The sequence below is a fragment of the Superficieibacter sp. BNK-5 genome, assembly GCF_047456055.1.
In the GTDB taxonomy this organism is placed as follows: domain Bacteria; phylum Pseudomonadota; class Gammaproteobacteria; order Enterobacterales; family Enterobacteriaceae; genus Superficieibacter.
This window is the reverse complement of the sequence record NZ_CP179893.1, coordinates 4,337,361-4,353,220: the sequence shown is the minus strand read 5'-3', so window position 1 is coordinate 4,353,220 and position 15,860 is coordinate 4,337,361. Positions and strand designations below refer to the sequence as shown.

General features: G+C 40.6%; 14 protein-coding genes. All 14 read left to right on the top strand.

The window, feature by feature from the left end:
- Positions 1-16 precede the first annotated feature (16 nt).
- Positions 17-1,297 (top strand): colanic acid biosynthesis pyruvyl transferase WcaK, encoded by a 1,281-nt coding sequence (gene wcaK / locus ACMGGS_RS20970; protein WP_414164221.1) that lies wholly within the window; start codon positions 17-19, stop codon positions 1,295-1,297.
- Complete coding sequence (wcaL, locus tag ACMGGS_RS20965) at positions 1,294-2,514, top strand: colanic acid biosynthesis glycosyltransferase WcaL (RefSeq protein ID WP_414164220.1); 1,221 nt, start codon at positions 1,294-1,296, stop codon at positions 2,512-2,514. Before wcaK ends, wcaL begins: the two co-directional genes overlap by 4 nt.
- Positions 2,515-2,525: 11 nt before the next feature.
- Complete coding sequence (gene wcaM / locus ACMGGS_RS20960; RefSeq protein WP_414164219.1) at positions 2,526-3,932, top strand: colanic acid biosynthesis protein WcaM; 1,407 nt, start codon at positions 2,526-2,528, stop codon at positions 3,930-3,932.
- Between the two features lie 181 nt (positions 3,933-4,113).
- Entirely contained in the window at positions 4,114-5,109 is a 996-nt protein-coding gene (locus ACMGGS_RS20955; RefSeq protein WP_414164218.1) for an NAD-dependent epimerase/dehydratase family protein, read from the top strand.
- Between the two features lie 244 nt (positions 5,110-5,353).
- On the top strand, positions 5,354-6,250 hold the full coding sequence (galF, locus tag ACMGGS_RS20950; RefSeq protein WP_414164217.1) for a GalU regulator GalF: 897 nt from the start codon (positions 5,354-5,356) through the stop codon (positions 6,248-6,250).
- A gap of 558 nt (positions 6,251-6,808) precedes the next feature.
- Positions 6,809-8,137: an oligosaccharide flippase family protein gene (locus tag ACMGGS_RS20945; protein WP_414164216.1), complete on the top strand. Its 1,329-nt coding sequence runs from the start codon at positions 6,809-6,811 to the stop codon at positions 8,135-8,137.
- Positions 8,134-8,991: a hypothetical protein gene (locus tag ACMGGS_RS20940; RefSeq protein WP_414164215.1), complete on the top strand. Its 858-nt coding sequence runs from the start codon at positions 8,134-8,136 to the stop codon at positions 8,989-8,991. Before ACMGGS_RS20945 ends, ACMGGS_RS20940 begins: the two co-directional genes overlap by 4 nt.
- 24 nt (positions 8,992-9,015) lie before the next feature.
- Positions 9,016-9,876, top strand: a complete 861-nt coding sequence (locus ACMGGS_RS20935; protein WP_414164214.1) for a glycosyltransferase family 2 protein — start codon at positions 9,016-9,018, stop codon at positions 9,874-9,876.
- A 246-nt stretch (positions 9,877-10,122) separates the two neighbouring features.
- Positions 10,123-10,281: a hypothetical protein gene (locus tag ACMGGS_RS20930; RefSeq protein WP_414164213.1), complete on the top strand. Its 159-nt coding sequence runs from the start codon at positions 10,123-10,125 to the stop codon at positions 10,279-10,281.
- A 1-nt stretch (position 10,282) separates the two neighbouring features.
- Positions 10,283-11,224 (top strand): hypothetical protein, encoded by a 942-nt coding sequence (locus ACMGGS_RS20925; protein WP_414164212.1) that lies wholly within the window; start codon positions 10,283-10,285, stop codon positions 11,222-11,224.
- A gap of 270 nt (positions 11,225-11,494) precedes the next feature.
- Positions 11,495-12,691 carry a glycosyltransferase family 4 protein gene (locus ACMGGS_RS20920; RefSeq protein WP_414164211.1) on the top strand — a complete coding sequence of 399 codons (1,197 nt, stop codon included), beginning with the start codon at positions 11,495-11,497 and terminating at the stop codon, positions 12,689-12,691.
- Between the two features lie 5 nt (positions 12,692-12,696).
- On the top strand, positions 12,697-13,233 hold the full coding sequence (locus ACMGGS_RS20915; RefSeq protein WP_414164210.1) for an acyltransferase: 537 nt from the start codon (positions 12,697-12,699) through the stop codon (positions 13,231-13,233).
- 287 nt (positions 13,234-13,520) lie between these two features.
- Entirely contained in the window at positions 13,521-14,273 is a 753-nt protein-coding gene (locus ACMGGS_RS20910) for a glycosyltransferase family 2 protein (protein ID WP_414164209.1), read from the top strand.
- 151 nt (positions 14,274-14,424) lie between these two features.
- Positions 14,425-15,831 carry an NADP-dependent phosphogluconate dehydrogenase gene (gene gndA, locus ACMGGS_RS20905; protein WP_103674171.1) on the top strand — a complete coding sequence of 469 codons (1,407 nt, stop codon included), beginning with the start codon at positions 14,425-14,427 and terminating at the stop codon, positions 15,829-15,831.
- Positions 15,832-15,860: the final 29 nt, after the last annotated feature.

Genomic DNA, 15,860 nt, shown 5'->3' with positions numbered 1-15,860 from the left:
CCTTTCAGAGGCGATAATGAAATTATTAATTTTGGGTAATCACACCTGTGGAAACCGTGGCGACAGCGCCATTATGCGTGGACTGATTGACGCTATCACTCGTCAGGAGCCTGAGGCGGAACTGGATGTGATGAGTCGCTTCCCGGTGAGTTCGTCCTGGCTACAGGGCCGCGCTATCATGGCCGATCCGCTGTATCAACTGAGCCAGAAGCAACAGGCGGCGGCAGGTATGAGCGGGCGGGTGAAAAAAGTTCTGCGCCGTCGTTATCAGCACCGTATTTTACTGGCAAAAGTCACCGGCGAAGGCCGTCTGCGTAATTTCCGCATCGCCCCGGAATTCAACCGCTTTGCCGAGTTCCTGAAAAACTACGACGCGATCATCCAGGTGGGCGGATCGAACTATGTTGATCTCTACGGCCTGACCCACTTCGAATATCCGTTCTGCGCCTTTATGGCCAACAAGCCGATTTATATGGTTGGTCACAGCGTCGGGCCGTTCCAGAACCCGGACTTTAATCAACTGGCAAATTATGTCTTTGCCCGCACCAATGCGCTGATCCTGCGCGAAACCGTCAGCCGCGATCTGATGGAAAAGAGCAATATTGATACCAGCAAAGTCGAGCAGGGCGTGGATACCGCCTGGCTGGTGGATCGTCGCCACGACACCTTTACCCCCAGCTATGCGGTACAACACTGGCTTGAGGTGGCGCGCCGCCAGAAAACCGTTGCCATCACCCTGCGCGATCTCGAACCGTTCGACAAACGCCTCGGCACCACTCAGCAAGCTTACGAGCAGGCCTTTGCCGAGGTAGTCAACCGTCTGATGGAAGATGGCTATCAGGTGCTGGTGCTCTCCACCTGTACCAGTATCGACCGCTATAATCGCGATGACCGGATGGTCGCGCTGCGTATGGCGCAGTACGTGAAATATCCCGAGCAACTGCACATTGCGATGGATGAACTGAACGACGTGGAGCTTGGCAAAATTCTCGCCGAATGTGCGCTGACCATTGGCACACGCCTGCACTCGGCAATCATCTCGATGAACTTCGGCACCCCAGCCATCGCCATCAACTACGAGCACAAATCCGCCGGGATCATGCAGCAACTGGGGATGCCGGAGATGGCGGTTGACATCCGCCATCTGCTCGACGGCTCGTTAAAGGGGGTTGTCGCCGACATCCTCAACCAGCTGCCCGTGCTCAGCGCGAAAGTGAATGAGGCCGTCACCGCCGAACGTGAAAAAGGCTTCGCTATGATCGGCTCCGTGCTGGACAGGATCCGGGAGGCCAAATGAAGGTCGGCTTCTTCCTGCTGAAATTCCCGCTGTCTTCGGAGACCTTCGTGCTCAACCAGATCGTCGCGTTTATCGACATGGGCTATGAGGTGGAGATCGTCGCGCTGCAAAAAGGCGATTTGCAGAACACGCATCCTGCCTTTCACGAGTATCGACTGGCTGAAAAAACCCACTGGTTGCAGGACGAGCCGCAGAACAAACTGGCAAAATTGCGTTACCGCGCCTTCAGCATGTTGAAAGGGGCTTACAAGCCCGCCGTGTGGCGGGCGCTTAACGTCGGCCGCTACGGAGACGAAGCGCGTAATCTGATCCTGCCGGCGATCTGCGCAACAGCGCCGCACACGTTCAGCGCTGACGTCTACCTCGCGCACTTTGGTCCGGCTGGCGTCACCGCCAGTCGCCTGCGCGAACTGGGCGTTATCAAAGGCAAAATTGCCACCATTTTTCACGGTATTGATATCTCCAGCCGTGAAGTACTTGCCCGCTATACCCCGCAGTATCAGCAGCTCTTTCGCACCGGTGATGCCATGTTGCCGATCAGTGAACTGTGGGGGGAACGACTTCGTGGGATGGGATGCCCGCCAGAGAAGGTGACGGTCTCCCGGATGGGCGTTGATATGCAGCGCTTCTCCCGTCGCCCGCTCAAAGCGCCGGGTGAAACACTGAATATTATCTCCGTCGCGCGTCTGACCGAGAAAAAAGGGCTGCACATCGCCATTGAGGCCTGCCGTCAGCTCAAAGCGCAGGGCGTCAATTTTCATTATCGCATTCTGGGCCTCGGCCCGTGGGAGCGGCGGCTGCGCACGCTGATCGAGCAGTATCAACTGGAAGACGTTGTGGAGATGTGCGGCTTCCGTCCTGGCCATGAAGTTAAAGCCATGCTGGATGAGGCCGATGTGTTCCTTTTGCCGTCGATTACCGGAGAGGACGGCGACATGGAGGGCATTCCGGTCGCGCTGATGGAAGCGATGGCGGTCGGCATTCCGGTCGTTTCAACCGTCCATAGCGGCATCCCTGAACTCATTGACGACGGGGAGTCCGGCTGGCTGGTGGCAGAGAATGACGCCGCCGCGCTGGCTTCACGGCTGGCCTTATGCACAACGCTGGACGAGGACACGCTGGCTCCCGTCCTCAACCGCGCGCGGCAAAAAGTCGAAACTGAATTCAATCAGCAGGTGATTAACCAGCGGCTCGCCAGCCTGCTGCCAACGCTTTAAAACGAGGTCCCATGGGTAAACATCCGCAAGAACTCTCCCGCCGTCATTTCCTCTCGGCAAGCTCCGCGCTTGCCGTACTCCCTCTGCTTCACAGTCCGCTGGCCCGCGCTCTTGACGGTAAGAAGGCGGTAGACATTCGTGATTTCAATACTGGCAACGACTGGATCCGCGCCTTCAGACTGGCGTTTGCGGCGGCGGACACCGTTGAGGTCCCCAAAGGCGTGGTATGCGATAACATCAACACCAGTATCACCATGCCGCCGGGGAAAACCCTGCGCGTACTGGGCGCGCTAAAAGGTAATGGGCGTGGCCGGTTTAACCTTAGCGAAGGCTGTCAGATCCTCGGCAAGCCAGGCTCCAGCCTGTATAACATCATGCTCGACGTGCGCGGCTCGGATTGCGTTATCCAGGGGGTAACGTTGAGCGGCTATGGTCCGGTGGCGCAGATCTTTATCGGCACCAAAAAAAAGCAGACCATGCGTAACCTGACGATTGATAACATCACCGTCACCAAAGCCAACTACGGCATTCTGCGTCAGGGATTTCACGACGCGGTGGAGAACGCGAAAATCACGCACATCCACTTTAGCTACCTGCAAGGCGATGCGATTGAGTGGAACGTCGCCATCAACGACCGCGATATTCTGATTTCAGACCATGTGATTGAACACATCGACTGCACCAACGGCAAAATCAACTGGGGCATCGGCATCGGTCTCGCGGGCAGCACCTACGATAACGACTATCCGGAACATATGACGGTAAAAAACTTTGTCGTCGCTAACATCACCGGCAGCCACTGCCGCCAGCTGGTGCACGTCGAAAACGGCAAACATTTTATTATCCGTAACGTTAAAGCGCGGGATATTACCCCGGATTACAGTAAAAACGCCGGCATTGATAACGCCACGGTGGCTATTTATGGCTGTGATAATTTCGTCATTGATAATATTGATATGGAAAACAGTGCCGGAATGCTAATTGGTTACGGCGTCATCAAAGGTAATTATCTCTCTATTCCGCAGAACTTCCGCCTGAATAATATCCGCATCAATAACGGCGATCTGCCATGGAACCTGCGCGGCATTCAAATTTCCTCAGGTAACGCCACCTCGTTCGTCTCCATCACCAACCTCACGACCACCCGCGCCTCGCTGGAGTTTCATAACAAACCGCAGCATCTTTTCATGCGTAACATCAACGTCATGCAGGAAGGCCGTCGTGGCCCTGCGCTGAAGCTCAACTTCGACCTGCGTAAAGACGTGCGCGGCAAGTTCATGGCCCGCGACGACACGCTGCTGTCAATGGCGAACATCAGGGCTGTCAACGAGAAAGGGGATGTCTCGGTTGACATTGACCGGGTGGATCAGAAAGTGGCGAGGGTGGAGGGGGTGAACTTTCATTTGCCGGGGAAATGATTCTCCGGCTTTTCCAACCAAAAATGGTAAAAAAACGCTATATGCCATTTTCCTACTGGATATCATTCACCGAATGATTATAATCAATTATCTTTAGGAAAAGTCGCATCTTGTTACAGCGATTAACTCCTTGATAAGGATGTTGATTGTTATTCTGGTGCGATATAACTCAATAGCGAATATGAATAATAAAGTCTGCTTTATTGGCGCCTCAGGGTTTGTAGGGACAAGGCTGATTGAAGAGTCAAAAAGTGACTTCTTAATCAGGAACTTAGATAAAAATCAAAGCCACTTCTATCCAGAGCTAACGTTAATCGGCGATGTCCGCAATCAGGCCGATTTGGATACTGGATTAGCGGGTTATGAGACGGTAGTTCTGCTTGCGGCTGAACATCGAGATGATGTAAGTCCCACTTCACTTTATTATGACGTAAACGTACAAGGCACGCGCAACGTTCTTGCCGCCATGGAAAAAAATGGCGTCAAAAATATCATATTCACAAGTTCCGTGGCTGTTTATGGCCTCAATAAAACCAATCCGAATGAAAGCCACCCACACGATCCTTTTAATCATTATGGTAAAAGTAAGTGGCAGGCTGAAGAAGTATTGCGTGAATGGTTTAACAAATCGCCTTCTGAGCGTTCATTGACCATCATTCGGCCCACTGTCATCTTTGGCGAAAGAAACCGCGGCAATGTCTATAACTTGCTCAGACAAATTGCGAGCGGAAAATTCGCGATGGTAGGGGCAGGGAAAAACTATAAATCAATGGCTTACGTTGGGAATATTGTTAGCTTTATCAAGTTCAGGCTGCAAAACGTCAGGCCTGGTTATGAGGTTTTCAACTATGTTGATAAGGCCGATCTCAATATGAACCAACTGGTGAGTGAAGTTGAGAAAAGCCTTAACAAGAAAATCCCTTCCGTTCATCTGCCTTACCCGGTAGGCATGGCTGGCGGATTATGCTTCGATATCCTTAGTAAATTGACGGGTAAAAAATTTGCAATAAGCGCTGTAAGGGTGAAGAAGTTTTGTGCGACAACACAGTTTGATGCGACAAAAGTCCATAGCTCAGGTTTTTTGGCTCCCTTTACGTTATCGCAGGGACTTGATCGTACTTTGCAGTATGAGTTTGTCCAGGATAAAAAAGATGACATCACGTTTGTAACGGAATAAAAGGATAGTTCAGAAGGGGGGTTGTTGTAGCTTGTTTCATAAAGATGTGTGGAAACAAAAGAAAAGCTTACTAACAAAGCAATCTCTTTCCGATTCATCCGAGGCGATACGGGCAGGTTATGAGGTGTAGAATAGCTGCACATGGCTTTGGTTTATCAGGAAGCCCGAAAGCGACGACATGGTAACTGGTTATCATTGCGTGAAAGTCTATACTTCATGAACTATTAACAGGTGGATGTTAAAAATGACTAATTTAAAAGCAGTTATCCCGGTAGCCGGTTTAGGCATGCATATGCTGCCCGCCACCAAGGCTATTCCAAAAGAGATGCTACCGATTGTCGACAAGCCGATGATACAGTACATCGTCGACGAGATTGTTGCCGCAGGGATCAAAGAGATCGTTCTGGTCACTCACTCTTCTAAAAACGCCGTAGAAAACCATTTTGACACGTCCTATGAGCTGGAAGCTCTGCTGGAGCAACGCGTCAAACGCCAGCTACTAGCCGAAGTGCAGTCTATCTGCCCTCCAGGCGTGACCATTATGAACGTGCGTCAGGCCCAGCCGCTTGGCCTGGGCCATTCGATTCTTTGTGCTCGCCCGATTATCGGCGATAATCCTTTTATTGTTGTTCTGCCGGATATTATCCTCGATACCGCCAGCGCGGATCCGTTGCGCTATAACCTCGCTGCCATGGTAGCTCGCTTTAATGAGACAGGGCGTAGCCAGGTATTGGCAAAACGGATGGAAGGCGATCTCTCTGAATATTCTGTTATTCAGACCAAAGAGCCTCTTGATAACGAAGGTAAAGTCAGTCGTATTATTGAGTTTATTGAAAAGCCCGATCAGCCGCAGACGCTGGATTCCGATCTGATGGCTGTAGGCCGTTATGTCCTTTCTGCCGATATCTGGCCGGAACTGGAACATACTGAAGCTGGAGCATGGGATCGTATCCAATTGACTGATGCTATCGCTGAACTTGCGAAGAAACAATCGGTTGATGCGATGCTCATGACGGGTGATAGCTACGATTGCGGTAAGAAAATGGGTTACATGAAGGCGTTTGTGAATTATGGCCTGAGGAATCTGAAAGAGGGTGCTAAATTCCGCGATAGTATTAAAAAGTTGCTTAATGCTGAATAACTAATGTTGGGCGGGATGAATTAGACATCCTATAAACGGCAGTAGATTATAATCTACTGCCGTTTTATATTTTAGCTGTTTGTGCAATTACGACGGGTTTTATCATATATCTTAAGAATTTTCTTGTGTCAGCGAAAGATTCATATAATAATGGTATTACTTTGCAGCAAAGCTCGTAAAATATTTTGGGTTTGTATATTTATAGAGATGCAAAAGTTAGGTTGTGTTACAGTTGACTGGTAGCTGTTGAGCCAGGAGCGGTAGCGTGATTATCTGGCGTCTATTACCCCGTATGGATTGTTTGATGTGCCATATAAAATACTATATAAACATTAATATTCTTCTTTATGTTAAATTAAATAGTCTATTAAACTCCTCTCAAATTATTTCTGGTTTGCTATAAAATATATTTTGGTGATTTTTGGTTTTATATGCATTTAAAGAACAAGTGGTTATTGTCCGCTTAGTTGGATTTTTTTTAAAACATTGCTTTAGTTATAAAGTATATGTTTAGCAAGCAAGTTATTTTAAATTATATATTATAAAGTCAGAGTTTATATGAAAGCAAACATCGCATTATATAAAGCTATCGCAAAAAGTATGCTTGGAAGGTACCTTGTGTATCTAATGAATCTTATTTCATTAATGATTCTTTCTAGGATATTCACTCCAGAAACATATGGAATTATTGCTGCAGTAGTCGTTTTTTTTGTTTTCTTTCAATTATTGTCGGAGGCTGGTCTTGGTCCTGCAATCATTAACTTGCATGAACTAAAAGAGAAGGATAGAGATGGGATTTTTTCTTTCACCTTCTTAATGGGATTCATTTTATCAATACTTTTTTACTTAGTTTCTCATTTAGGCGCTGATTTTTATGGTGTAGAACAAACGAAAAAAGTCACTCCTTTTATAGCACTGTCAGTACTTATGTTCTCTATAACGTCATTACCAAATGCACTTTTATTACGTGAACAATGTTATTATAAAATTGCAAGTTCAGCAGCTTTAGCAGAATTTTTTTCAACATTAATAGCAGTGGTGTTGTCTTTTGTGATAGAACCACTTTATGCTTTATCCTCGAAATATTTAGCGCTGTCAACATTGAATTTTATTTTTAAATTTTATTATTGTAATAGAATTAATGTAGGGCGGCCCAAGTTTGGTTCTGATTTAATGGCAGTAAAACCGTTAATGACTTTTTCCGTTTACCAATTTTTATTTAATGTAGTAAACTACTTTTCCAGAAACTTAGATAATATTTTGATAGGAAAATATATAGGAGTAACTACTCTTGGTATTTATGATAAAGCTTATCAAATAATGAAGTACCCTCTAATGCTTTTGACTTTTGCTATGACTCCTGCGATTCAGCCTTTCTTAAGACAGTATTCTGGTGATAGAGCTAAAGTTGAAGAGATTCATGTTTCATTAACATTTAAATTATCAATATTGGGTACTCTCTGCGGTGTTATAATTTTCTTTTTTGCAAAAGAAATTATCCATCTAATGCTTGGAGCTCAGTGGTATAGTGTTATTCCAATAATTAAAATATTAGCAATCACTATTCCTGTTCAAGTAGTTACCTCCACAAGTGGGAGTTTTTTTCAGTCTTTGAATAAACCGCAGTATTTGTTTTATAGTGGTTTGCTCTCTGCTTTATTTATGATATCTGCTATCATTGTTGGTGTGATCGAGAAAAACGTCATTCTAATCGTATGGCTCCTTCTGTGTGCGATGGTGATAAATTTCTTCCAGGTTTATTTGTTATTATATTTAAAAGTTTTTAAAAAAAACCCAATTAAATTTTTTATAAAAATGGTGCCCATGATTTTATCTATCGTATTACTTACGTTATATGAGTTACATAGAACAGGCATAATAATATGAATGAATACAAGTTATCAATTTTGGTTATTTTGTATAATAAAGAAATTAATGAATCAAATACGATAAACTCGTTAGCATATGCAAATATGTTTTTTGAAAAAATTAACTTATGTATTTATAATAATGGTCCAAATAGAATTAAAGAAAATGTAGATGTTTTCAATAATTGCCATGATTTCAATTTGAATATTGTTCAATCACTGAAAAATGAATCTTTGGCAAGAATATATAATGATTTCATCCAAAGCAATAAAAGCGAAAAATATTTAATTTTAGATGACGACTCTATCGTTAATAGGGAATTTATTAATGCAGTGCTTTCTGCCAGAGGGAATGAAGTATTAATACCTATTATCCATTCCGGTAGAGAGGTTGTTGGCCCTGAAGTAAATGGGGAATTGGTTTCCGTTGAACAGCAATGTGCAGAAAATGACCGTGTAATGTCAATAGGTAGTGGTATTACATTAGGCAATGAAGTTGTTAATATTTTACATAAAAAATACGGTCAAGTATTTGATGAACGCTTTTATTTATATGGTGTGGATACCACTTTTTTTCACAGGATGTACCAGTTAAAATTATGTAAATGTATTAGAATTATCGCACCAATAAATCATTCCCTGTCAAGATTAAATGTTAATGGCGATGAGTTATCGCATTTCAGGGTGAAAGAAAGAGGTTATGATATAGGATTGCAGTTAAGATATTATAAATCGTTTAGGGAAATAATCAAAAGTATGTCGAGATTAATAATTATAAATACACTCATTGCTTTAAAAATTAAGAAAGGTAATATTAATCTTCAATATGTTTTTAAAGGTTTTTTTAGCGGTAAGCATTACCGAGAAAGTTAACTTTAACTAACTATGGCATATGAAATGAATAAAACTAAAATAAGTATTATTATACCTTTCTATACTGCTACGCGTGGCATACTTGGAAAGGCCGTTCTAAGTGTATTGGCGCAAACTATCAGGGATATAGAAGTATTAGTTATTGATGATAATTCTCCGGTAGATGCAAACGAAGAATTAAAAGATATATCTGATATAAGAATTAAAATAATTAAATTAGATACAAATAAAGGGGGGGGGTTAGCTCGGACAATTGGTATAAGCAATGCCATAGGAGAATACATTTCCTTTTTGGATTACGATGACATTTGGTATCCCTATAAACTTGAGAGACAATTAAATTTTTTTGAAGAAATAAACGATGACAAGGTAGTCCTTTATTCGAAATGTAAGATTATTGAATCCAGAAGAAGCTTTGTAAGACCGGGTAGAGCAAAGTCAAACGATGAAACAGTAGGAGAGTATCTTTTTTGCAATAATGGGCTAATCCAAACTAGCGGAATTTTTCTTAAAAGGGATATGCTTGATAAAGTAAAATTTCATGCTTTAAAAAGGCATCAGGATTACCAGTTTTGTTTATCTTTAGAGAAAAATGGTGCAAAATTTTTTCTCGGAAAAGAAGTGTTATACGAGTTCATTCAGATTCCAAAGTTAAATGATTATAATTTTTCCTTAAAGTGGTTAGATGAATATTCATCTTATCTTAATCAAAGAGCCATTAAAGGTTTTAAGCGTAACGTTATTGTGAGAAGTATGATTAAACATGGTCATTATATTAGGGCAATACGGTATTCATACAAAGAAAAATTGCTTATATCCTGTCTGGGAATTTTTTGCAAAATTTCCATCAAACGTTCTTTAACTATGCTTGGCTTATTAAGATAATATCCAATGGGCTTGATTCTTTGAGATTTTTGAGCGTTGTATAATTTACGGAAATCGGTATTTCTATAGTTGCGAAATTAATGACAAATATTTATTATTATAAATGATTATATTATAGATTATTTTGTAATATATATATTAAAAATATTCACGATTAAATTGCTTATAGTTTTTTTAGCTTAAAGTAAAATAGAAGTATTAAGTCGCATTGTTAATTATTTCAGAAAGATGAAGGAGGTAAAATTTATGAGTAAAATAGAACAACTAAACTATGTTGATTTTTTCATGGTAAATAAAACTAAAAATGTTCACCTTGCCTCTTCGGTTGAGCTATTTTTATCTGTAGTTTATACATGGTATTTCCTTTCTAAGCCTTTAATTAATTACAGTGGCGAACAAAATTAAAATGAATATATCAAGGGTTGCTAATTATTTTAGTGCTGTAATTGGTGCTATATTTATATACTTTTTTTTTGATTTAGCGTTTTATGATCAGGGGCTGAACCCTGATATAATGAATTATTATTTAAATTATACCTCTGCAAGATGGTCTTTCGATATAGGTTTTGAAATTTATCAATCATTTTTGCGTGACCATTTATCCTTAAATTTTCAGGATTTTTGGTTTATTACTATATCAATTATATGCTCATTATATTTCTTTATATCAAAGAAAGCCTTTCAAGTTCTTTTTCTTATTGTTAACTTTTTCTTCATCGCTAATGTTTTGGGAACTCAAGTGCGTTTTTTCTTGGGCGGGATTTTATTTTTGCTCGCTTTAAGTATTAGCAGGAATGCTATAAAACATGTAATTTTATTGGCAATATGTACTTTTCATTACGGATTGCTTATATTGTATATGTTATATATATTATCTTTATGGCTGCTAAAAAAATATTCTTTCTCTAATGTAATGAGATATAAGTATTTTATAATAATTGCAGCTATTGTATCATATTTTATATCTAAATCCGTGGTGATATTTATCCTGCCTTATACTAGGTTTGAATATTATTTGGGGTCATTATATTTAGAGAGTAAATCATTAATATCTTTCCTGTATGCAGCAATGCAATTAATTATAATTATTATGTTTGCTGACACTTATAAAAATAAATTAGAAAATAACAGTAGTGATAAACTTTTAATTTCTTATAATTTGTTAATATTGCTTTTTATTATTTCAACATCTTCAATTGCGGTACTCTCTGGTCGATATCTATTAATAAATATAATTATGGAGTCGCTTATAGCAGGCGTCTTAATTCGATATAATATAGTTTTTTTTATCCTCTACTTCATGGTTTCGTTTAGTAAAGTTTTACCTTGGATATTAAATTATATTTAGTTATTAAGCTGAAATTTAAGCGCTTAAATTTATATTTTGGCTTTCTTATTAATATGATTTTCTTAAACCGAAACTTGTGACTAGCATTTTAAATGTTACTAGCGTTGGAATATTTATAGCGAAAAAGTCTCTTAAAAAGTAAGTTTGAACTCGTTTGTCTGAGATGACCTTACAGGTTGTTAGCTTTGATTTAACTTAAATTAGGATGGCGCGAGACGGTGGCAAATTATCTATCCGTATCCATCCAAAGTAAAAAAATAGAGAAAATAAATGAAAAAAATAGTCGCATTTCTGGGTGAAAATTATTGGAACGAAGGTGAGTTTTATCATGCAAAACCAACCTCAGCGGCATTTTTACAGCAAGTCACTGAGGATGCGGATTTGCTTGTATTGGCCCCCGTAACTGGTAATACATTGCCAGCAAACGAAGCAAGCAGCCATGTGCATAAACAAAACTTTGTTGCTTTTCCTTATTATTCATCTACCAAAAATTTCATTGTCAAAAGCCTAACCCAGAAAAATTTCTTAAAAGAATTTATAAAAAAATGCGACTTTGTCATTAACAATGATAATCATCAAATATTTTGGATAAGAACGCCATCAATTGGCGCAGTAATTTTTGGAATGAGAGTTCTTAAGTATAATAAAATATTAATTAATCATATGTGTGCTGATGCATCTAACACCTGGAAAGATAAAAAATATAGTCTCATTGAGAAAATATTTGGTTTTATTACGTCCAGATTGATTTTAGCAATGCTAAAAAAAATATGTTCCTCTCCTTATACAATCAATTTATGTACAGGGGATGCTTTAGAAGAATTTAGTAAAAAAGCTAATCCTGAGAATACACATCAATTTGTCGACATTATGATTAAAGATGTGGTCTCAGAAATAAATAATTCTGAAGTTCCTCTGGAAGAGAATAAACAAATACTGAATATACTCTTTGTTGGACGTATCGTCGAAGATAAAGGTATCTTTGAATTAATTAATGCTGTGGCAAAAAAACCAAATTTATTTCATTTAACTATAGTTGGTGATGGGCCAGATTTAGCTAAATGTAAGAATATGATCGCACTAAAAAAGGTAAATAATATAATATTCACAGGTCAGCTTGCGCATTCTGAAATATCAGAGGCATACAATCATTCTGATGTAACTATCGTTCCATCTAACAATTATTACGAAGGATTTCCAAGGGTTATTATGGAGTCTTGGTATCATGGTAAACCTGTAATTGTCTCTGATGTTGGCGGTATTAAGGCCTTTGTGAAAAATGAGACTAATGGATTGATAATTGATAGAGGTTCCTCGGATTCTATTTTTAATGCTTTAAATCGTCTTTATTCGGACCAGGAACTATATGATAGATTGAAGGCAGGGGCTTTTAATATGAAAAAAATTTGCACTCAACGCTATTGGGTTTCAATTGTCAGAGAAGCAATTAAAGAAAAGGTTAATTGATCATAATGAAGAGTAAATTAGGTTTATTATATGCATGGTTTATTTTTACTCTTACTTTCTTTTTGCCAGATCAAAAGTTGATCATGCGATTCCGTGGTTGGCTATATTCATTTGCTATGCCAAGCTGTGGGAGTAATTTCCAGGTCTCAAATAATACAAAAATTTTGGGTATAGATAAATTATTTGTTGGTAATGATGTTTTTCTCGCAACCGGTTGTGTTATTAATACTGGTGGTGAGATTCATTTAAAGAATGGCGTACTCATTGGCATAAATTCAGTTGTAGTTGCAGGAAATCATACAATGTTGAATGGCTCTTATCGCTTTGGTATTCGGCAATTGAAACCGATCGTAATCGGGGCCGGGAGTTGGATTGGAGCAAATGTTACAATTACAGCCGGTTCAACTGTTCCTGAGTCAAGTGTAGTGGCAGCTAACTCAGTTTATTTATCTTCAAATGATGTAGCAGGAGTTTATGCAGGGGTCCCTGCAAAATTAATAAAATCGTCGCACGATGTACACAAAAACGGCAACAATATATAATACTTTGAATGAATTACATTCATATGCTAAAGTTCAAATAAATCTATTTTTTACGAAAAAAATCATTTCAGGTCATAATTAATTATCACACGAGCTTATATTGACATGTCATTTTCTGGATTACAAAGCGCGTGTTTTGGTAAGGTTGTTTTATAAATAAAATATTACCTTAAAAACTATTATTTTTTAGGTTTAAAATTGTTAATATGATTTAAAGATAGTAGGCCGGTCAAATGACCATTTTTTAATTATATCGGGATATTAAAAATTTAATTTGGTGAGATTATATGCAACCTTTAGTTTCTATTATAATGCCAGCCTATAATTGTTCGAATACGATTAAAAAAAGTATTGAGTCTATATTGGCGCAATCTTATACTAATTGGGAATTATTAATAACTGACGATAACTCTACTGATGATACAATTTCAATCATAACCACCTATGCTCGAAAGGATAAAAGAATAAAGTATTGGATTATGAAGGATAATAGTGGTGCTGGCGTAGCAAGAAATAATTCAATCTCTTATGCAGAGGGCAGATTTATAGCCTTTTTAGATAGCGACGATCTTTGGCATCCTGAAAAACTTAGCAGGCAAATTTTGTTTATGCTTGAAAATAATCATGCATTGACCTATACCGCTTATCAGAAAATTGATAATAACAACAATTTAAAGTCTGTTATTTCACCTCAATCAAAAGTCAACTATTCAGAGTTGCTTAAATCCAACATAATTGGATGTTTAACGGCAGTTTATGATGCATCTCTCTTAGGCAAGGTTTACATGCCAACGATTCGTAAGAGACAAGATATGGCATTATGGCTACTTATACTACAGAAAATAAATTTTGCCTGGGGTTTGAATGAGGTTTTAGCTTATTATAGGGAAGGGCATGATTCTCTTTCATCAAACAAAATTAAAATTTTGAAGACTCAATGGGAATTTTACCGAAAATACTTGCAGTTTAATATTTTCCAATCAATCTATTATTTTTCTTTTTATGTAGTAAAAGCCATAAAAAAACATCATAAAAATTAATGGGTTATGGTTCGTGTAGAGGTTGTCAATTTTCAGTCTGAGGCGATGATAAGGCCTGTGATTATTAGATAGAATGGTATATATTCACTGACTGTCCGTTATACGATCAAATCACTCATTAAGTGATGACCACACCTGACAGGAGTACATAATGTCCAAGCAACAGATCGGCGTCGTCGGTATGGCAGTAATGGGGCGCAACCTGGCGCTCAACATCGAAAGCCGTGGTTATACCGTCTCCGTTTTCAACCGCTCCCGTGAAAAGACCGAAGAGGTTATCGCCGAGAACCCGGGTAAGAAACTGGTTCCTTACTACACGGTGCAGGAGTTTGTTGAGTCTCTTGAAACGCCGCGTCGCATCCTGTTAATGGTGAAAGCGGGCGCAGGTACTGACAGCGCCATTGATTCCCTGAAACCGTATCTGGACAAAGGTGACATCATCATTGATGGTGGTAACACCTTCTTCCAGGACACCATTCGTCGTAATCGTGAGCTGTCTGAAGAAGGCTTCAACTTTATCGGTACTGGCGTATCCGGTGGTGAAGAGGGTGCGCTCAAAGGGCCGTCAATCATGCCTGGCGGTCAAAAGGATGCTTACGAACTGGTAGCACCAATCCTTACCAAAATCGCTGCCGTTGCGGAAGATGGCGAACCTTGCGTGACATATATCGGTCCGGATGGTGCAGGGCACTATGTGAAGATGGTACACAACGGTATCGAATACGGCGACATGCAGCTGATCGCAGAAGCTTACGCTCTGCTGAAAGGTGGCCTCAACCTGTCTAACGATGAGCTGGCTTCTATTTTCACCGAGTGGAATGAAGGCGAGCTGAGCAGCTATCTGATCGACATCACCAAAGATATCTTCACTAAGAAAGATGAAGAGGGCAAATATCTGGTTGATGTGATTCTGGATGAAGCAGCCAACAAAGGTACCGGTAAGTGGACCAGCCAGAGTTCGCTGGATCTGGGCGAGCCGCTGTCGCTGATCACTGAGTCTGTGTTTGCACGCTATATTTCGTCTCTCAAAGAGCAGCGTGTTGCCGCATCTAAAGTGCTGAGTGGCCCACAGGCGAAACCGGCTGCTGATAAAGCTGAGTTCGTTGAGAAAGTTCGTCGTGCGCTCTATCTGGGCAAAATTGTTTCTTACGCTCAAGGCTTCTCACAGCTTCGCGCCGCGTCTGATGAGCACAACTGGGATCTCAACTACGGCGAGATTGCGAAGATCTTCCGTGCGGGCTGTATCATTCGTGCCCAGTTCCTACAGAAGATCACTGATGCTTATGCCGAAAATGCGGGTATCGCTAACTTGCTGTTAGCGCCTTACTTCAAGCAGATTGCTGACGACTATCAGCAAGCGCTGCGTGATGTTGTGGCGTATGCAGTTCAGAATGGTATCCCCGTGCCGACCTTCTCCGCTGCTGTTGCCTATTATGACAGCTATCGTTCCGCTGTTTTGCCTGCCAACCTGATTCAGGCGCAGCGTGACTACTTTGGTGCGCATACTTACAAACGTACTGATAAAGACGGTGTGTTCCACACCGAGTGGCTGGATTAATCTGATTTAGACCACTGTTAGAATAAAGC